Origin of the sequence: Campylobacter sp. CNRCH_2016_0050h (assembly GCF_025772605.1) — a bacterium.
In the GTDB taxonomy this organism is placed as follows: domain Bacteria; phylum Campylobacterota; class Campylobacteria; order Campylobacterales; family Campylobacteraceae; genus Campylobacter_D; species Campylobacter_D lari_D.
The window spans coordinates 1-19,644 of record NZ_JAKMSK010000004.1; the positions used below are offsets into that span (position 1 = coordinate 1).

Genomic DNA, 19,644 nt, shown 5'->3' on the forward strand with positions numbered 1-19,644 from the left:
ATGCCCTATAGCTAAAACATCTTTAGAAAAAGTATGTAAATTATAGTCACCTCCAACTACCGCTAAGAGTTTTCCGTTAGCATAAACAGGAATGGCATAAGTAATTCCTATTTCTCCTGTTGTTACAGATTTATATGGATCAGTTGTTATAAATTTTCCAGCTGCTTTAGCTTCTTTATACCAACCTCTATTTTTAGTATCATAACCCTTTGATAAATCAAGTACTTGACCATCTGATTGATAATTTTTACCACTATCTTCAAAACCAACATAAACTAGCTCAAACCCAGAAGTTTTTGCAGCTAGTTTGAGAATTTGCATAATTTGTTCTGAAGGCATATTTAAATTACTAGAAAATTGCTCTGCTAAAGATTCTATAGCTAATCTTTTAGTTTTTCCATAAAAATCATACAGAGCATTTGTATCCACCATATTGTTTACTTGTATTTCTGTTAGTAAATCAAAAGTACTATTTTTTGAATTAAAATAACTGACTAAATTAATCAGTATTACAATAGAAACTACACCTACACACATTATCCATATAAGCTTTGAAGATAAGCTCTTAGAAAATGAAAAAACCATAACAGCTCCTTAAAATTTTGTAGTAAATTTTTATACAACGATTATCATGCTATTAATACAATAAAATGCCAACAAAATAATAAATATATAAAATAAAAAGTAAATTATTTATTACATGATGTCCTAGTTATAATATTTTAAAAGCATTTATCAAAAATGTATATTAATCAGTATATTTTGAGAGTATTGTAACTTTATAACACAATTTATACTAAGCTGAAAGAATAACTTTCAGCTTAAAAAATTATAATTTATTTTCGTTTTTACTTAGATAATCAGCAACACCTTTAGGGTCAGCCTTCATACCTTCATCACCTTTATTCCAACCAGCTGGGCAAACTTCACCATGTTCATTAGTAAATAGCATAGTATCAACCATTCTAATCATTTCATCAATGTTTCTTCCAAGTGGTAAGTCATTTATAACTGCATGGCGGATTGTTCCATCAGCATCAAGCAAGAAAGAACCTCTTAAAGCAACTGCTTCTTCAAATAAAACATCAAAATTTCTAGCAATTTGTTTTGTTAAGTCAGCTACTAAAGGAAATTTAACTTGACCTATACCACCTTGATTTACAGGCATATTTTTCCAAGCAAAGTGAGAGAATTCGTTATCGCAAGATACACCAATTACTTCAATACCTCTATCTTTAAAATCTTGATATCTTTTATCAAAAGCAATAATTTCAGAAGGGCAAACAAAAGTAAAATCTTTTGGATAGAAAAATACTACTGCACCTTTTGGTCCTATATTTTTATAAAGATTAAAATCTCCAACTATTTCATTATTACCTAATACAGCAGGTGCTGTAAAATCAATAGCTTTTTTAGTTACTATCATCGTTTATCTCCTAATTAATAAATTTTATTTGTAACAAAATAATATCATTTGTAAATTTAAAAATTTATTAATTGTGTAAATTTGTATGTAAATTAATTTTATTATCAAAATTAAAAGATTTTAAGAATAAAATTAAGACAATTTTGATAATCTTATATTAAACTTTTAATATTTAAGGAGTAAAAAATGGCAGTTAAAATTACTGATATTTGTATAGCATGTGGTTCTTGTATAGATGAATGCCCAGTAAGTGCAATCGTAGATGATGCAAATAACCCTGAGGGCGAAGATAGATATTATGTTTATGCTGATAAATGTGTTGAATGTGTAGGACATAATGATCAGCCAGCATGTGCAAGTGCATGTCCAACTGATGGCTGTATTGTATGGAGCGATGTAGTTAGTGGTCAACCAAGTCGTGATAATATCGGAAGCGATTTAAGAGATGGCTCAACTCCGGTATTTGCTTAATTAATACCCAATACAAGCATCTTTCTAGTATTTAAGATGCTTGTAGCTTCTTCATTTTATAACTCAAAATTACAATTTTTATATAAATTTAAAGCATTTTTTGATATAATTAACTCTTTTATAAACATAAAACTTATCTAAATTAAGGGGACGATTTTGGAAAAAACACTTTCTATTATTAAACCTGATGCAGTAAAAAAAGGCGTTATTGGTCAAATTTTAACACGCTTTGAAAGCAATGGTCTAAGAATAGCGGCTACAAAAAAAATACAGCTTTCAGAAAAAGAAGCACAAGAATTTTATGCTGTACACAAAGATAGACCATTTTTTAAAGACTTAGTTGAATTTATGATCAGTGGTCCAGTTGTGGTTTCTGTTTTAGAAGGCGAAAATGCTGTGTTAAAAAACAGAGAATTAATGGGTGCTACAAATCCAAAAGAAGCGGCTCCTGGTACTATCAGAGCAGATTTTGCAGATAGTATTGATGCAAACGCGGTTCATGGAAGCGATAGCTTGGAAAATGCAAAAATTGAAATAGAATTTTTCTTTTCAAAAACTGAAATTTTATAATGAAAATTGCCTTTGCAAAACTTAGCTCTGTAGCTTATCCTTTTAAACTAGATCTTGATAATATAGTTTTTGAAGGAACTATTACAAAAGTTAATCCAAAATTAGCTAAAATAACAGCTAATTTTAAAGGATTTACTTATAGAAATTGCGATCGATGTGGTGATGAAATGGAACTTGAAATCGATCAAAATATAGAGCTTTTTGCAAGCGATGGAATTTTTAAAGATGAAAATAATACTTTAAGTGATACTATGGAGTTTTTTGACTCTCATATTGACTTAATAGAGCTTGCTACAAGTGAATTACAATCTTACTTAAGTGATTATTTTTATTGTAATAAATGTTTAAATTAATAAAGGAGTAAAAAATGGCAGTACCTAAGAGAAGAGTGAGCAAAACTCGCGCAGCAAAACGCAGAACTCATTACAAAGTTACCCTACCTATGCCTATTAAGGATAAAGATGGTAGCTACAAAATGCCTCATCGTGTAAATCCTGTAACTAAGGAATATTAAGAACAATGACGAGCATTGCTATTGATGCAATGGGTGGTGATTTTGGGGAAAAACCTATTATAGAAGGTGTAATTCAAGCTCTAAAAGAGCGAAAATTTAAAGCCATCTTAGTAGGAGATCCTCAAAAGCTTAAAACCTTAATCCCTCAAGAATTAAACTCATATATAGAATATGAAGAGGCTTTTGATGTATTTGCTATGGAAGAAAATTCTACAGATGCATTAAAACGAAAAGATAGTACAATCTACAAAGCCATAGATTTAGTAAGAAATCAAAAAGCAAAAGCTGTTGTGTCAGCTGGACATAGTGGAGCTACTATGAGTTTGGCTACTTTAAGACTTGGAAGATTAGCCAATATCGCTAGACCTGCAATAGCCACTTTAATGCCAAATATCCATTCAAGAACATTAGTGTTAGATGTTGGTGCAAATGTTGATTGCAAAAGTGAGCATTTGTTTCAATTTGCCATTATGGGTGAAGCCTATGCTAAAGAAATTTTAAAAATTGCTAAGCCTAGAGTTGCTTTGCTTTCAAATGGCGAAGAAGAATGCAAAGGAAATGAGCTTACTAAAGAAACCCATCAACTTTTAAAGCAACTTCCAAATTTTGTCGGAAATGCTGAGGGAAGAGATATATTTAATGGCACGATAGATGTATTAGTATGCGATGGTTTTAATGGAAATATCTTACTTAAAACCGGTGAAGGTGTAGCAAGTGTTATTACAAAACTTTTAAAACAAGAAATTCAAAAATCTTTTTTATCAAAACTTGGCTATCTTTTAGCAAAACCTGCTTTTAATGAATTAAAAACCCACATTGATTATGAAGAATATGGCGGGGCTCCACTTCTAGGTGTGAAAGAATGTGTCATTATAAGTCATGGTAAAAGCGGTCCAAAAGCCATTAAAAATGCTATTTTTCAAGCATTAAATTTTACACAATCAAATATAAATCAAACTATAGAAAAAGAACTTGCCAATTATGAAATCAACTAAAGCTTCATTAAAAAGTATAGCTTCTTACATTCCCGAAAAAATACTTAGCAATAAAGAATTAGAATCTATGGTGCAAACTAGTGATGAGTGGATATTAAGAAGAACAGGAATAGAGCAAAGACGCATAGCAAATAATGATGAAAACACAAGTGATCTTGGCACTAAAGCAGCTATCAAAGCTATACAAAGAGCGAATTTAAAACCTCAAGACATAGATGCTATTATTGTTGCTACTTTAAGTCCTGATTGCTTTACTATGCCATCAACTGCATGTAAAATTGCTCATAATCTTGGATTAAAAAACATCACTGCTTTTGACATTTCTGCAGCATGTTCAGGGTTTATTTATCTTTTAGAACTTGCTAAATCTATGGTTGAAAGCAAAACAAAGAAAAATGTTTTAATTATTGGAGCTGAAAAAATTAGCTCTATTATAGACTATACAGATAGAAGTATTTGTGTTTTATTTGGCGATGGAGCTGGTGCTGGAATTGTATCTTTAGATGATAATTATCCGATTATAGATACTCATACAGCAAGTGATGGGGAGTTTGGAGATTTATTAATAACTCAAAGATCTCAAAAAAGTAGCATTTGCTCTCCTCTTTCTATGCAAATGAAAGGAAACGAAGTATTTAAAATTGCAGTAAATACTCTAAGTAATGATGTTATTGATATTCTTGCAAAAAATAATATAAAAAGTGAAGAAATTGATCTTTTTATACCTCATCAGGCTAATTTAAGAATTATTAAAGCCGTGCAAGAAAAATTAAATTTTACAGATGAACAATGCGTGGTTACAGTGCAAAAATACGGCAATACTTCAGCAGCCTCAATACCTATGGCAATGAATGATGCTTATGAACAAGGTCGTTTAAAACAAGGCTCACTAATATTGCTTGATGCTTTTGGTGGTGGATTTACTTGGGGTTCAGCATTGCTTCGTTTTGGCGGAGAAAATAACAAATAAGTTTATAAAGCTTATTTGTTATTTAAAAGTTTCTATTTGATCTAATACTGACTTTCTAACTTGATTGTCTGAAGAATCTACACGAATATAAAACTCTACCCTATTATTTATTTCATCTTCTTTATTTGCACTTAAAGGATAATTATCACCAAAACTTACAACTATAAGTTGAGTTGGATCGATTCCTTTAGCTATTAAATAATCGGCTACAACTTGAGATCTTTTACTAGCTAAATCAAAATTTCTCTTAGGATCCCGATCGCTTGCATCAGTATAACCTCTAAGTTCTATTTGAGCTTGTTTTGGCATTTTCTTGAGCACTTCACTAATACGCTTTAAAAAATCTTGTACATCAGCAGAATCAATCTGAATACTACCTCTAGCAAATTCAACCCTAGCTGGTAAATTTAAAACTATATTATTTTCTCTTTGATCTAATGCTGCTTTTAATTTTTCTATATTTTCTTGTTGAGTAATACTTAATTTCTTAAGTTTTTCAAGCTCTTCTACATTTGCATTTGAAGGTGCACTATATTTATTATGCACTTCACTTTCTTTTTCTAAAGGACTAGAAGCAGTGAATTCAAAAATTTTAACAAATTCAGTTTTCAAGGCTTCAGTTTTTGCAGGATTACTTTCAGAAATCGCCCAAAGAGCAATAAAAAGTGCCAAAAGCAAACTTAAAAAGTCTGCATAAGGCACTGCCCATTTTTCACCTGCTGGACATTCTGGACATTTATGTTTTTTTCCCATTTTTAACTCTTATTTATCAAATTGAGAAATTCTAGGCTCATCATGGCTTAAATAGTTAAATAACTTTGCCTCCAAATCTCTTGGATTAGCTCCTTCTGCAATGCTTACAATAGCGTGAGAAATAACTATTCTTTCCTTAATTAAATCATGTGAATTAGCTTTCATTTTATTACCCCAAGGCCCAAATAAAGCATAAGCACCAAAAATTCCCGTAACAGTTGCTGTAAAAGCTCCTGAAATACCCGCTGCCATAGCCTGTGGATCATCAAGTAGTTTAAGTGCCAAAATCAATCCAAAAACAGCACCAACAAGCCCCATAGTAGGACAAGTTTCACCAAAGCGTATCCAATATTCTGCACATTCTTTATAATATTCTTCCATTTCTTCTACTTGAATTTCCATACTTTCTTTAATTTCTTCTACGCTCTTACCATCTACCATCATCATCATAGCTTCTTTTAAGAACTCATTGTCAATTTCATTAGTTTTTGACTCTAAAGCCAAAAGTCCATCTCTTCTTGCTATAACAGAGTATTCTACAAGCTCAGCTATTCTTTGACTTAAATTTACTCCCGAACCTTTAAAAACTACCTTTAATTCCTTATATGCACCTTTAACAATTTTTTTATGTGTAGAAGTCATTGCGCAAAAAGCTGCTGTAGGCACCACGATAATAAAAGACGCTAAGTGTAAAACATGCAAAGGGTTACCACCCTCTAAAATATCCCCTACAGAAATACTAACAACAGCTAATACCATCCCAAGTATGGTTGAAAGATCCATTAAACATTCTCCTTATTTTAATATACCCCAATTTTTGGCAATACTTGATGAAGTTTTTAATTTAACTTTTAATTTTACAATATTTTCCATAATATCACTAGCTTTTTTTGCAAAATCCTCACAAAGTTCATCTTTTACTTCAAAAATAAGCTCATCATGAATTTGTAAAATTAAGCGTTTGTTTTCATCCAAATTTCTACTTATTTCTATCATTGCCAATTTTATTATATCGGCAGCTGAACCTTGAAGTATAGAGTTAATACTCTCTCTTTCATGCATTGCAATTTGCATAGGCTTTGCATTTTCAAAATCAAAATAACGCTTACGACCTAGTAAAGTACTTATAAAGCCATTTTGCTTAGCTTCATTTTTTACCTTTTCAAAATAAGTTTTAATACTAGTAAAATTCTCAAAATATTTTTCAATATATTCTTTAGCTAACTTCGCTTCTATTTTTAAATTTTGACTCAAAGTCTTATAACCCATACCATAAATAAGACCAAAATTTATACTTTTAGCAATACTTCTTGTCTCATAATCACTATGGCCAAAAATCATAATAGCAGTTTTTGCATGAATATCCTCATCGTTTGAAAACGCTTCTAATAATTTCTCATCTTCACTAAAATGTGCTAGCATTCTAAGCTCAATTTGTGAATAATCAAGTGAGATAAAACTAAATCCTTCTTTTGCAATAAAGCAAGATTTATAATCTTTAGCATATTGACCATGTGCAGGGATATTTTGCAAATTTGGATCTTTTGATGAAAGGCGTCCAGTAGCTGTTCCTGTTTGCAAAAAACTTGAATAAATTCTTGAATTTTCATCTTTTTTAGCTAATTTTAACAAAGGTTCACAATAAGTAGAAACTAATTTTGCAAGCTCTCTGTAAGCTAAAATTTCTTTTACAATCAAATGTTCATCTAAAATAGCATTTAAAACCTTTTCATCAGTAGAATAACCTGTTTTGCTTTTTTTGCCACTTGGTAGTTTTAATTTTTCAAATAAAATATCCCCTACTTGTTTAGGAGAGTTAATATTAAATTTTTCACCCGCTAAATCATATATTTTTTCACTTAGTATTTTAATATCTTGATTAAAACTTTGCATTAAGTTTTCAAGCTTTTGAGTGTCAAGTTTAATGCCATTATTTTCCATCATAATAAGCACTTTGATAAATTCAAACTCACTTTTTTGTGCAAGTTCAAACAAAGGCTTTTCTAATTTTTTTAAAAAATACAAATAAAATCTTAAAGTAATATAAGCATCTTCAGCAGCATATTTACAAGCTTTTTCTACATCCACTCCTGCAAAGTTTTCTCCTTTTTTTACCAAGTCTTCAAAATGTAAAGTCTCATAAGCAAACAATCTTTTTGCCAAATCATCCATATTTACACGCAAACTTGGCTCTTTAAGCCATGCAAGTATCATAGTATCAGCATAGTTTTTTGGAGGAAGTAAATTAAAATTATTTTTTATAATTTCAAAGTCATATTTAAGATTATGGCCTATAACCGTGCTTTGATATATTTTTTCTATACCCTTTTTAGCTACTTGCATAGAAATTTGCTTACAAACTCCTAAATAATCATGTGCAAGTGGCACATAAAAGGCTTCACTTTCATGAAAACAAAAACTAAACCCTACTATCTTAGCTTCTTTAGTATCTAAGCCCGTAGTTTCGGTGTCAAAAGCAACAATACTTTGATCATCAATTTTTTCTAAAATTTCAAATAATTCTTTCTCATCTAAAATTAATCTTGCATTAAATCCTAAATTTTTATCTTTATTAGTAGGATTAGTGCGTAGTTTTTTTAACAAAGCATTTAATTCATAATGCTCTAAAATATCCATAATCTTAAGCAAAGGCTCATCTTTTGGATACTCACAATTTAAAAGCATATCTTTTACATCTAAATTTTCATATAAAGAAGCAAGTTTTTTGCTTAAAAAGGCATTTTCTTTGCCTTCAAGCAACAAATTACGACTTCTCTCATTACGCACTAGTGTTAAGTTTTCATAAATTCCTTCAATACTTTCAAACTCATCAAGTAAATTCTTAGCACCCTTAGCACCAATTCCTTTTACCCCTGGGATATTATCTGAACTATCTCCACATAGAGCTAAAAAATCTCTTATTTGGCTAGGTTTTACCCCATATTTTTCCAAACACCCTGCTTCATTGTAATCATTTTTTGAAATAGGGCTATAAATACTAACTTTATCATCTTTTATAAGTTGATATAAATCTTTATCTTGAGTGATAATTCTTATAAAAATATCCTTACTTTCACACTCTTTAACTAAAGATGCGATGATATCATCAGCCTCATATCCTTCGCAAGAAAAACTTGAAAAACCCATTTTTTCTATCATTTGAATGCAAATTGGAATTTGAGCTAATAAATCAGGCGGAGGTGGAGTGCGATTGATTTTATAATTTGGATCAATTTCACTTCTAAAAGTTTTTCCTTTACTATCAAGAGCAAAAATAATCATATCACTAGGATGTTCATTTTTCAAACTATAAATAAAATTAGCAAAACCACTAATCATATTACTAGGCTCACCTTTTGAATTTTTCAAACCCTTTAAAGCATAAAAAAGTCTAAAGAAAAAGCCAAAAGTATCAATTATTGTTAAAGTTTTCATTTTTTTCCTATATTAAAAAATAATAATAATTATCGCCCAAAATTATTTAAAAGTCGGTAAAAAGTATTAAATTTCCATTTTAAGCATTTTAGTTACAATTATATTTTAAATTTAAAACAAAGGTTTAATCTTGCAAACAAAATCAATCGCGGATGAAAATTTTCAAACTCCACAAGGAAAAAAGGCATTTAAAAAGGCTGTGTTTTCATGCTGGCTAGGAACTGCCATGGAATATGCAGATTTTGCACTTTATGGCTTAGCTGCAGCTACTGTTTTTTCAGAAGTTTTCTTTCCTGAACAAACTCCTGTTATAGCATTATTGCTTAGTTTTGTTACTTATGGTATAGGTTTTATTGCTAGACCTATTGGAGCTTTATTTTTTGGATATTTAGGAGATAAATACGGAAGAAAAAATGTATTAATGAGCACCATTGCATTAATGGGTATTTCAACTACTTTAATTGGTTTTATACCAAGTTATGCAATAATTGGAATTTGGGCTCCTATATGTTTGGTTATTTTGCGTTTTATGCAAGGCTTTGGAGCAGGTGCTGAGCTTTCAGGTGGGACTGTCATGCTTGGAGAATATGCTCCTAGCAAACATAGAGGTTTAATCTCTTCTGTTATAGCACTTGGATCAAACAGTGGAACCTTGCTTGCAGCTTTTGTGTGGCTTTTAGTTACAAGTATGGATGATGCTAGTTTTAAAGAATGGGGATGGAGAATTCCTTTTATAGGAAGTATTTTTATAGCACTTTTTGCTGTTTATATGCGTTTAAATGTAAAAGAAACTCCTGTTTTTGAAAAACAAAAAGAATTAATGCTAAAAATTCGTCATGAAAATGAAGCACATATGAAAGAAGATGAAAGAACTTTTTGGCAGAAAAGTCGTGCATTTTGGACTATGGTGGGTATAAGGATAGGAGAAAATGGACCATCTTATCTTGCACAAGGCTTTATAGTAGGTTATGTAACTAAAATTTTACTTCTTGATAAATCAGTAGCCACAACTGCTGTTGTTATCGCTTCTTTGGTGGGATTTTTGGTTATACCTTTAGCAGGATATTTAAGTGATAAATTTGGAAGGCGTATTACTTATAGAACCTTTTGCTTGCTTTTAATGCTTTATGCTTTCCCTGCTTTTATGCTACTTGATAGTAAAAATGAAATTATTGTAATTTTAACTATCATTGTAGGTATGTCTTTAGCATCTTTAGGAATTTTTGGCGTACAAGCTGCGTGGGGTGTGGAGCTTTTTGGAGCAAAAAATCGCTATACCAAAATGGCACTAGCAAAAGAATTTGGCTCTATACTTTCAGGAGGAACCGCTCCTATGATAGCTTCAGCTTTGCTTGCTTATTATGGCACTTGGTGGCCAATAGCCTTGTATTTTGTTATCACTGCAGGAATTGGTTTTATCACAACTTTCTTTGCACCAGAAACTAGAGGCAGGGATTTAAATTTAATAGAAGATGCGATATGATACGCCTTATTTTAGATACTGATATAGGCAATGGAATAGCAGGGGCTAATACTGATGATGGTTTAGCCCTTGGACTTATTTTAGCCTCCAAAGAAATCAAACTTGAAATGATTAGCACTTTAAGTGGTAATGTGCAAGCTTTAACCGCTTATAGTGTTGCTAAAGATTTATTAAATAAGCTTAATCTAAACATACCTTTGTATTTAGGTGCTCATGAAGCTTTATGTGAAGATAGTCATTTTTGGAGACAAAGACTAGATAAAGGCGTAGAAGAGTTTAAGCTTACTCATCTTTGGGATCATATAAAACCTATAAAAATCCTAGAAAACATAAACCCAAATGCTTGTATGAAAATGGGTGAGCTTGTTATGCAAAACCCAGGTGAAATTTCAATTTGCGCTATAGGGCCTTTAACAAATATAGCCATAGCTATGAAGCTTTTTAAAGACTTTGATAAAAATGTAAAAGAAATTTTTATCATGGGTGGAAGTTTTGATATGCCTTATCATATCAAAGATACAAATTTTGGCTTTGATCCTGAAGCTGCTAGTATAGTTTTAAACTCAAGAGCTAAAATCACACTTGTTCCTTATAATGCAACAATGCAAACTATGCTCACACATGAAGATTTAAATGCTTTAGAAAATCAAAATCCACTTTGTGATTTTTTAGTGCAGACTTTAAGAGTTTGGATTGATTTTGCAAGCAAAACAAGAGGCACAAATGGCACATGGATACACGATGCATTAACTATTGCTTATATGCTTGATCCAAATTTAGCAAATTTTGATGAGTATTTAGTAGATGTCATTTGTGATAGTACTTTTGCTAGAGGAAGCACGATAAGGTGTTTTAAAGACGCTAAAATGCCTATGAAAAATCATGAATTAAAAAACACCATAAAAGTTTTAAAAGATGTTGATAATGCTAGACTTTTAAATCTTTTAAAATCAAGACTTTTAAATGGAATTTGCTATGAAAATTACAAAAGCATAACGACTTAATTTACCCAAGGCTATAAAAATACTTGCTTTTAAAAAAGAATACTTAGCAAATCCAAGCCCTAGTGCAAAAAGATCTCCCACTATGGGTAAAAAAGTAAAAAAAGCATACAAAGAGCCAAATTTTTTAAAGTTTGCATTGATTTTTTCTAATTTACATAAAGAGTTTTTAAAATATTTTTCCAAAATTTGACTCTCTCCAAAATAAGCTAATGCATAAGTACTTAAACTACCCAAAGTATTCCCCAAGCTTGCTATAAATAAAACCATATAAGCATTAAAATCTAATTTCACAAAAATAAGCACAAAAGCCTCACTAGCCATAGGTAAAAGTGTGCTAGAGAGAAAACATACTACGAAAAGCCCTATATAACTTATATCATTATATAAAAAATCAAACATTATAAATTTTCTTAGTATTTATTTTATAAACTATCATTTTAAAGAATTTTTAATAATAATTATCTTAGAATGTAAAGTCATTTGGCAATTTTTTAAAAGGAAAAACTATGGAAAGGAAAAAATTTTCTAAACTAAATTTAGAATACTCATTTAACAAAGCTTCTTTTTCTTGGCGTTAAGCCTGCTACTACATTTTCAATCATTTTTTATTTTACATTTTTAGTTTTAGTTGATCATTTTTGATTTTATATTATTAATCATTTTAAGGAAATACTATGAAAAAATATTATGGAAAATTTGGTGGGCAATTTGTGCCAAATGAAGTAAAAATAGCATTAGATGAAGTAGAAAAAGCTTTTTTAAAACTCAAAAAAGATAAAGATTTTAACACAGAATTAAAAGAACTCTTAACTAATTATGTGGGAAGACCCACACCTTTATACCATGCTAAAAATTTAAGCAAGCTTTATAATCATGAAATTTATTTAAAAAGAGAAGACTTAACTCACACAGGAGCTCATAAGATCAACAATGCCATAGCTCAAGCCTTAATGGCAAAGAAAATGAATAAGAAAAAAATTATTGCAGAAACCGGAGCAGGACAACATGGGCTTGCAACAGCTACTGCAGCAGCACTTTTGGGACTTGAATGTGAGATATTTATGGGGGCTATTGATGTAAAAAGGCAAGCCTTAAATGTCTATAAAATGGAGCTTTTAGGAGCAAAAGTTCATGCGGTAGAAAGTGGAAGTAAAACTTTAAGTGATGCGGTAGATGAGGCTTTAAAGTTTTGGGTTAAAAATACCAAAGAAGTATTTTATGTAGTAGGAAGTGCAGTGGGGCCTTATCCTTATCCACAAATTGTTACGCATTTTCAAAGTATTATAGGTAAAGAATGCAAAATGCAACTTAGAAAATTAAATAAAAAAGTTGATTACATCATAGCAGCAGCTGGAGGCGGTAGCAATGCTGCTGGAATTTTTCATGCATTTTTAAAAGATGAAAAAGTTAAGCTCATAGGTGTTGAAGCAGCAGGTTTAGGAAAAGATACACCTTATCATGCAGCCACACTTACTAAAGGCGAAGAAGGTATTATCCATGGTATGAAAACTAAAGTTTTACAAGATGATAAAGGCAATATTGCTCATACTTTTAGTATTTCTGCTGGGCTTGATTACCCTGGCATAGGGCCTTTGCACGCATATTTGCAAGAAAGTAAAAGAGCAAGTTATCATGCTATTAGTGATGATGAGTGTATTAATGCTTTAAAATTATTATGTAAAGAAGAAGGTATTATACCCGCTATTGAAAGCTCACATGCATTAGCTTATTTAGAAAAACTTTGTCCAACTTTAAAGAAAAAAAGTGTGATAGTTGTAAATCTTTCAGGAAGAGGCGATAAAGATATGCAAAGTATTTATGAATATAAAAAAGGTGAAATTTATGGTTGAAGAATAACTTCAACCAATTTATTTTTTTATGCTTTTTAGCTCTAAATTTAGATAATACCCTGTATAAGAACCACTTTTTTTATGATTTTTAGCAAGCTCTTCAACGCTACCTTTAGCTATAACCTTACCACCTTTAACTCCACCTTCAGGTCCCATATCGATGATATAATCAGCATTTTTAATCACATCTAAATTATGCTCTATCACAAACACACTATTTCCAAGATCAACTAAATGTTGCAAAACTACAATAAGTTTATTAACATCTTCAAAATGAAGTCCTGTTGTAGGTTCATCTAAAATATAAAGAGTTTTTCCTGTATCGCTTCTGCTTAATTCTTTAGCTAACTTAATACGCTGAGCCTCCCCACCACTTAAAGTAGTTGCATTTTGTCCTAAGGTAAGATAATCAAGCCCAACTTTTACCAAAGTATCAAGCTTTTGTTTTATCTTTGGCACAGAAGTAAAAAACTCACTTGCTTCAATAATACTCATATTTAAAACATCAGCTATGCTTTTACCTTTATATTTAATCTCTAAAGTTGCATCATTATATCTTTTACCATTGCAAACATCACAAGTTACCATTACATCAGGCAAAAAGTGCATTTCGATTTTAATCTCACCATCGCCACTACACTTTTCACATCTTCCACCTTTAACATTAAAAGAAAAACGCCCTGCTTTATAACCTCGCATTTTAGCTTCTTTGGTAGCTGCAAAAAGATTACGAATTTCATCCATAGCACCTGTATAAGTAGCGGGATTTGAACGAGGAGTCCTTCCTATAGGACTTTGATCAAGATAAATTACCTTATCAAGTTTTTCCAAACCTTCTATCTTAGCCCCACTTAGTTTTTTAACTTTTTTAGCACGGTTAAGCTCTTCTTTTGCAAATGGAAGCAAAGTTTGCAAGATTAGCGAGCTTTTACCACTTCCTGAAACACCTGTAATTGCTACTAAATTATGCAATGGAAAATCTACACTTAAATTTTGAATATTATTAATACTCACATCTTTTAAACTAATAAAATCTTTTTGTTCTCTGTGTTTTTGATGGGCAATTTGCTTTTTACCACTCATATAAAGGGCAGTTTGGCTTTTACTTTTTAATAATTCTTTATAAGTTCCACTAAATACAACTTCACCACCAAATTTACCAGCATTTGGACCAATATCTACGATAAAATCTGCTTCTTCTATTGTCATTTTATCATGCTCAACCACGATTAAAGTATTACCCTTTTGCTGAAGATTTCTTAAAGTTTTAATGAGTTTTGCTGTATCTCGCTCATGCAAACCAATGCTAGGCTCATCTAAAACATACATCACCCCACTTAAACCACTACCAATTTGAGATGCTATACGAATTCTTTGAGCTTCACCTCCACTAATTGTTCTTGCATCACGCCCTAAGGATAAATACCCAAGTCCTACATCATAAAGAAAAAACAATCTTTCATTAATTTCTTTAAAAATAGGCTTAGCTATCAATCTTTCTTGCTCACTCAAATATGCAAAATTAGCTTCTTTTGAAAAAAATGCAGTAGTATTTTCTATGCTCATATCTAAAATTTCACCCAAATTTTTTTCAGCAACTTTTACAGCTAAACTTTCAGCTCTTAAACGATGACCATTGCAATCTTTACAAGTTTTTTCGCTCATATACTCGCTTAAATCTTTTTCATCTTTTAGCATTTCATAAGCATATTTAACTGCACCTTCAAATTTGCGATTTAAGCGATGTCTTTTCCATAAAAAGTTAATTTCCTTGGCATTACCATAAAGTACTAGACGCTTTTCTTCTTCGCTTAGCTCATTATATGGAATTTTTACCCTTATATCATTTTGCTCGCAAAAGGCCATTAAAAACTTATAGTAATAACTTTTATTAAACCCATATAATAGCTTTACAGCTCCTGCTTCTAAGCTTAATTCTTCATTGATAAGCTTTTTCATATCTAGCGTATATCTTATACCAAGACCATCACAACTTGGACAAGCACCTTTTGGAGAATTAAAAGAAAAACTCAAAGGCTCAAGCAAAGGAAAAGAAATTTTACAATCAAAACAAGCATTATGCTCACTATAATGAAAATGTTTTGCTATGTTTAATTCTTCATTATTTAAAACTTCAATTTCCACTTCACCAAAGCTCTCACTAAGACCTTTTTCTATATCGCTTGCAAGTCTTGCCAACATATCATCTTGCACTTGGAGTCTATCTATCACAAGCTTTATTGTATGTTTTTTAGTTTTAGCAAGCTCAATATCTTCATCAAGACGCGTTAAAACCCCATCAATTTGTGCTCTAACATAACCTTTTGCGACCAAATTTTCCAAAAGATCTGCAAAAGTTCCCTTTTTTTCTTTGATCAGCGGTGCATAAATGATGATTTTTGCCCCTTTTGGAAGCTTTAAGATTTCACCTACGATATCTGCTGCACTCATAGATGAGATTTTTTGGCCACATTGATGACAATGTTGTGAGCCAATCCTTGCGTATAAAAGTCTTAGATAATCATAAATTTCAGTAATAGTTCCAACGGTTGATCGAGGATTTTTAGAAGTTGTTTTTTGATCAATAGCAATAGCAGGAGTTAAACCTTCTATTTTATCAACATTTGGCTTACCCACTTTATCTAAAAACTGCCTTGCATAAGCACTTAAACTCTCAATATAGCGGCGTTGTCCTTCTGCATAAAGTGTACCAAAAGCCAAGGTGGATTTACCACTTCCACTAAGTCCTGTAAAAACTATAAGCTTATTTTTAGGAATTTCTAGGTTGATATTTTTAAGATTATTCTCTTTAGCACCAATTATATTAATAGTATCATTCATAACTTTTCCTAAATATTTAAAAATAAATTTATGATTTTAACATAAGAAAAATTAAAATATTTTTCTTTTTTATAAAGGAAAAATTAAAATACATTCTTAAGTTTTATATAAATAAAAATATATATAATGATTATCAAAATTATTTTAAAGGAGAAAAAATGAAATTTTCAAAAATGGTGTTTTTGAGTTTTTTTATAGCAAGTTCTGCTTTAGCTCATCAATTCTTTCCTATGCAAACTAGCAATGGATATGAAGTAGGTTTTTGGGCTGATGATACTGGGGACAATATCAACCTGATAGGGTTTTTGGTATAAGTGCAAAAGATTCTCAAGGAAAAAATTTAAAAGCTGGCTATGACTACGAAAATAACAAAATATTTATTGAGGGAAAACCTGCTGTTGCAAGTGTTAATTATGATTTTGGATATTACACATTTACAAAAGATGGAAAACATTATGCACAAAAAAGATCTGATATTACAGATATTACTGGTGCAAATGAAGTCACTCAAACAAGAAAAATTTTCAAAATGGGAAAAAGTATTTTTTCTTGGGATGAAGGTTCAAAAAAACCATTAGGATTAAAATTTGAAATAGTTCCTTTACAAAATCCTTTAACACTACATGAAGGAGATAAATTAAAACTCCAAGTTTTACTAGATGGAAAACCCGTAAAAGGAGTTGAATTTGAAGATCAAAATGATGATATCGACAACATAGCAACAAATGAAAAAGGTATAGCAACAATCACACTCACAAAACCAAAAGATGGTTTACAAATAATAGCTGCAAACATCAAATTACCATACAATCTAGACAGATATGGCGATACTCTACAATTGACAGCGACACTAAGTTTTAAATCTAAATAATTTCAAATTCTTAGTCAATAAAATTAATTTAATTGACTAAGAAATATGTTACATTTTGTAATATATTAATTTTTTATTTATCCTATATAGCAATAAAATATAATTCTACGATACACTAAATAAATTCACTAAAGCAAAGGAATTAAATGAATATTACTAACAAAATATTATGGTTTTTTGTTGCCATTGTCGGTGCTGTTTGTTTTGGCATATTAGCACTCCAAAATGGCGAAAGTATTTCAGCGATTTATCTTGTTATTGCTGCTTTATGTATTTATATCATAGGGTATAGATTTTATGGTAGATATATTGCCTATAAGGTATTAGAGCTAGATAAAAACAGAGCAACTCCTGCTATGGTTAAAAATGACGGATGTGATTTTGTCCCTACAAATAAAATTGTACTTTTTGGACATCATTTTGCCGCTATCGCAGGAGCTGGTCCTTTGGTAGGTCCTATACTTGCTGCACAAATGGGTTATTTACCCTCTATGCTTTGGATATTAATAGGCGGTGTTTTAGCAGGTGCGGTACATGATTTTGTAGTTTTATTTATATCTACGCGTCGTAATGGAAAATCTTTAGGAGAGATGATAAAAGATGAATTAGGACAATTTATCGGCGCAATAGCAATGATTGCTATATTTGGAATTATGCTTATAATTATTGCGATTTTAGCTATGGTTGTTGTAAAAGCTTTAGCAGAATCTCCATGGGGATTATTTACCATCGCAATGACCATTCCTATTGCTGTTTTTATGGGAATTTATATGAGATTTTTAAGACCTGGTAGGGTTGGTGAAGCTTCTATTATAGGTTTTATATTGCTCGTATTAGCCATACATTATGGAAGTGAAATAGCTGCTGATCCTTATTGGGCGAAAATATTTACCTTTGATGCACCAACTTTAGCACTTATTATGATGGCTTATGGTTTTATAGCTGCAATTTTACCTGTTTGGTTTTTACTTGCTCCAAGAGATTATTTATCAACTTTTTTAAAAATCGGTGTTATTGTGGTTATGGCTTTAGCTATTGTATTTGTAGCACCTGATCTTCAAATGCCAAAAATTAATTCTCAATATTTAGATGGAAGTGGGCCTGTATTTGCTGGAGCAATTTTTCCATTTTTATTTATTACCATTGCATGCGGAGCTATTAGTGGTTTTCATGCATTAATTTCAAGTGGCACAACTCCTAAAATGCTTGAAAATGAAACTCATGCATTAGCTGTTGGATATGGCTCCATGCTTATGGAAAGTGCTGTGGCTATCATGGCTTTAATTTGTGCTTGTATTTTACACCCTGGTCTTTACTTTGCCATCAATGCGCCTGCTACTACTATAGGTGTAGATGTTGCAAATGCAGCTGCTGCTATTTCTAGCTGGGGTTTTAAAATAACTCCTGAAGAAATCACTACTTTAACTACAAATATAGGCGAACAAAGCATATTATCAAGAACTGGTGGGGCACCAACATTTGCTGTAGGTGTTGCTTTGATTTTACATGAATTATTTGGTGGAGTGAATTTAATGGGCTTTTGGTATCACTTTGCTATTTTATTTGAAGCCTTGTTTATTTTAACTGCAGTTGATGCTGGGACAAGAGCTTGTAGATTTATGGCTCAAGATATATTGGGTAATGTTTATAAACCTTTAGGAAATATCAATAATACTTTAGCAGGAATTTTTGCAACAGCTTTAAGTGTTGGTGGATGGGGGTATTTTCTCTACCAAGGAGCGATAGATCCAAAAGGCGGAATTTACTCATTATGGCCACTTTTTGGAGTGAGTAATCAAATGCTTGCTGGTATGGCATTGCTTTTAGCAAGTGCGATTTTATTTAAAATGGGGAAGGCAAGATATACTTGGATTACTCTCATACCTGCTTGTTTTGTTTTAATCGCAACACTTTATGGAGGTATTCAAAAAATTCTTCCTTACAAAGAAGGAGATCCAATCCATAATGCTATAAGTCATGTTGCTGCTGTACAAATAAATACGCAAAAAATACAAGAATTTAATTTAAAACTTTCTCAAACACAAGATGAAGCAATAATCGAGCAAATCAAAAAAGATATAAAATTAGCATCTCAAGCTAAAAATTCCAATTTAATAAATGCAATTTTATGTGTGTTTTTCATGATTACCACTTTGCTTGTTATACTTTCTTGTTTTGGAATTTTTATCAAAAAATTAAACATTCCTTTAAAAGAAAGCCCTTATATAGCATTAAAAAAGGAAAAAACATGATAAAAAAACTTAAATTATGGTATGAAAAATCCGAAAGGTTTTTTCATCCCTTAGTTGGAGTTGCAAGCTATGATAAATATCTTGAACATATGAGAGAAAAACATCCTAAAGCACCTTGTAAAAGTAGAAAAGAATTTTTCAAAGATTTTCTTGAAAAAAAATACAATAGTGGCTTAGGAAAATGCTGATAAATATTAAAGAGTAAAGTT

20 protein-coding genes are annotated in these 19,644 nt (G+C 31.1%); 13 read left to right on the forward strand and 7 right to left on the reverse strand.

The features are described from left to right. Together L8X28_RS02765 and L8X28_RS02770 are read right to left on the reverse strand one after the other, a co-directional pair. Positions 1–585 (reverse strand): cache domain-containing protein (locus L8X28_RS02765; RefSeq protein WP_263665462.1); only part of this gene is annotated, 585 nt, incomplete at its 3' end. A gap of 244 nt (positions 586–829) precedes the next feature. Further along, positions 830–1,426, reverse strand: a complete 597-nt coding sequence (locus L8X28_RS02770) for a peroxiredoxin (RefSeq protein WP_133319569.1) — start codon at positions 1,424–1,426, stop codon at positions 830–832. A gap of 186 nt (positions 1,427–1,612) precedes the next feature. Here L8X28_RS02770 and L8X28_RS02775 point away from each other — a divergent pair, with 186 nt between their 5' ends. The 6 genes from L8X28_RS02775 to L8X28_RS02800 all read left to right on the forward strand — a co-directional run bounded on the left by L8X28_RS02775 (position 1,613) and on the right by L8X28_RS02800 (position 4,946). Continuing rightward, positions 1,613–1,897: a ferredoxin, 4Fe-4S gene (locus L8X28_RS02775; RefSeq protein WP_039619165.1), complete on the forward strand. Its 285-nt coding sequence runs from the start codon at positions 1,613–1,615 to the stop codon at positions 1,895–1,897. A gap of 156 nt (positions 1,898–2,053) precedes the next feature. After that, entirely contained in the window at positions 2,054–2,467 is a 414-nt protein-coding gene (ndk, locus tag L8X28_RS02780; RefSeq protein WP_039642239.1) for a nucleoside-diphosphate kinase, read from the forward strand. After that, a complete protein-coding gene (locus L8X28_RS02785) occupies positions 2,467–2,820 on the forward strand; it encodes a hypothetical protein (protein ID WP_087699608.1) in 354 nt (117 codons plus the stop codon). Before ndk ends, L8X28_RS02785 begins: the two co-directional genes overlap by 1 nt. 14 nt (positions 2,821–2,834) lie before the next feature. Further along, a complete protein-coding gene (gene rpmF / locus L8X28_RS02790) occupies positions 2,835–2,981 on the forward strand; it encodes a 50S ribosomal protein L32 (RefSeq protein ID WP_012662034.1) in 147 nt (48 codons plus the stop codon). Positions 2,982–2,986: 5 nt separating this feature from the next. Beyond that, positions 2,987–3,976, forward strand: a complete 990-nt coding sequence (gene plsX / locus L8X28_RS02795) for a phosphate acyltransferase PlsX (protein WP_220566604.1) — start codon at positions 2,987–2,989, stop codon at positions 3,974–3,976. Then, positions 3,963–4,946, forward strand: a complete 984-nt coding sequence (locus L8X28_RS02800; RefSeq protein ID WP_220566603.1) for a beta-ketoacyl-ACP synthase III — start codon at positions 3,963–3,965, stop codon at positions 4,944–4,946. The genes plsX and L8X28_RS02800 overlap by 14 nt, the downstream gene beginning before the upstream one ends. Before the next feature lie 18 nt (positions 4,947–4,964). On the opposite strand, the gene motB is transcribed toward L8X28_RS02800, so the two are convergent. The 3 genes from motB to polA are packed head-to-tail and all read right to left on the reverse strand — an operon-like array spanning position 4,965 to position 9,134. Next, positions 4,965–5,699 (reverse strand): flagellar motor protein MotB, encoded by a 735-nt coding sequence (gene motB / locus L8X28_RS02805; RefSeq protein WP_220566602.1) that lies wholly within the window; start codon positions 5,697–5,699, stop codon positions 4,965–4,967. A gap of 9 nt (positions 5,700–5,708) precedes the next feature. Beyond that, positions 5,709–6,482, reverse strand: coding sequence for a flagellar motor stator protein MotA (motA, locus tag L8X28_RS02810; protein ID WP_133319563.1), 774 nt, complete (start codon positions 6,480–6,482; stop codon positions 5,709–5,711). Between the two features lie 12 nt (positions 6,483–6,494). Further along, the gene (gene polA / locus L8X28_RS02815; protein WP_263665463.1) at positions 6,495–9,134 is read right to left on the reverse strand and encodes a DNA polymerase I; all 2,640 of its coding nucleotides are present in this window, start codon (positions 9,132–9,134) and stop codon (positions 6,495–6,497) included. Positions 9,135–9,261: 127 nt separating this feature from the next. Between polA and L8X28_RS02820 the strand changes: the two genes are divergently transcribed. Both L8X28_RS02820 and L8X28_RS02825 read left to right on the forward strand, forming a co-directional pair. Next, positions 9,262–10,617 carry an MFS transporter gene (locus tag L8X28_RS02820; protein WP_263665528.1) on the forward strand — a complete coding sequence of 452 codons (1,356 nt, stop codon included), beginning with the start codon at positions 9,262–9,264 and terminating at the stop codon, positions 10,615–10,617. After that, the gene (locus L8X28_RS02825; RefSeq protein ID WP_263659789.1) at positions 10,617–11,621 is read left to right on the forward strand and encodes a nucleoside hydrolase; all 1,005 of its coding nucleotides are present in this window, start codon (positions 10,617–10,619) and stop codon (positions 11,619–11,621) included. Before L8X28_RS02820 ends, L8X28_RS02825 begins: the two co-directional genes overlap by 1 nt. On the opposite strand, the gene L8X28_RS02830 is transcribed toward L8X28_RS02825, so the two are convergent. After that, positions 11,577–12,020 (reverse strand): YqaA family protein, encoded by a 444-nt coding sequence (locus tag L8X28_RS02830; RefSeq protein ID WP_263662794.1) that lies wholly within the window; start codon positions 12,018–12,020, stop codon positions 11,577–11,579. The two genes, L8X28_RS02825 and L8X28_RS02830, sit on opposite strands and share 45 nt — an antisense overlap. Positions 12,021–12,295: 275 nt before the next feature. Between L8X28_RS02830 and trpB the strand changes: the two genes are divergently transcribed. Next, positions 12,296–13,471 carry a tryptophan synthase subunit beta gene (gene trpB / locus L8X28_RS02835; protein WP_263665464.1) on the forward strand — a complete coding sequence of 392 codons (1,176 nt, stop codon included), beginning with the start codon at positions 12,296–12,298 and terminating at the stop codon, positions 13,469–13,471. A gap of 18 nt (positions 13,472–13,489) precedes the next feature. On the opposite strand, the gene uvrA is transcribed toward trpB, so the two are convergent. Beyond that, positions 13,490–16,312, reverse strand: a complete 2,823-nt coding sequence (gene uvrA / locus L8X28_RS02840) for an excinuclease ABC subunit UvrA (RefSeq protein ID WP_133319558.1) — start codon at positions 16,310–16,312, stop codon at positions 13,490–13,492. A gap of 158 nt (positions 16,313–16,470) precedes the next feature. Here uvrA and L8X28_RS02845 point away from each other — a divergent pair, with 158 nt between their 5' ends. The 4 genes from L8X28_RS02845 to kcuS all read left to right on the forward strand — a co-directional run bounded on the left by L8X28_RS02845 (position 16,471) and on the right by kcuS (position 19,623). Then, positions 16,471–16,626 (forward strand): hypothetical protein, encoded by a 156-nt coding sequence (locus L8X28_RS02845; RefSeq protein ID WP_263665465.1) that lies wholly within the window; start codon positions 16,471–16,473, stop codon positions 16,624–16,626. Positions 16,627–16,691: 65 nt separating this feature from the next. After that, entirely contained in the window at positions 16,692–17,183 is a 492-nt protein-coding gene (locus L8X28_RS02850) for a DUF4198 domain-containing protein (RefSeq protein ID WP_263665529.1), read from the forward strand. Between the two features lie 146 nt (positions 17,184–17,329). Continuing rightward, positions 17,330–19,435, forward strand: coding sequence for a carbon starvation CstA family protein (locus tag L8X28_RS02855; protein WP_263665466.1), 2,106 nt, complete (start codon positions 17,330–17,332; stop codon positions 19,433–19,435). After that, complete coding sequence (gene kcuS / locus L8X28_RS02860; RefSeq protein ID WP_133319555.1) at positions 19,432–19,623, forward strand: KCU-star family selenoprotein; 192 nt, start codon at positions 19,432–19,434, stop codon at positions 19,621–19,623. The genes L8X28_RS02855 and kcuS overlap by 4 nt, the downstream gene beginning before the upstream one ends. Positions 19,624–19,644: the final 21 nt, after the last annotated feature.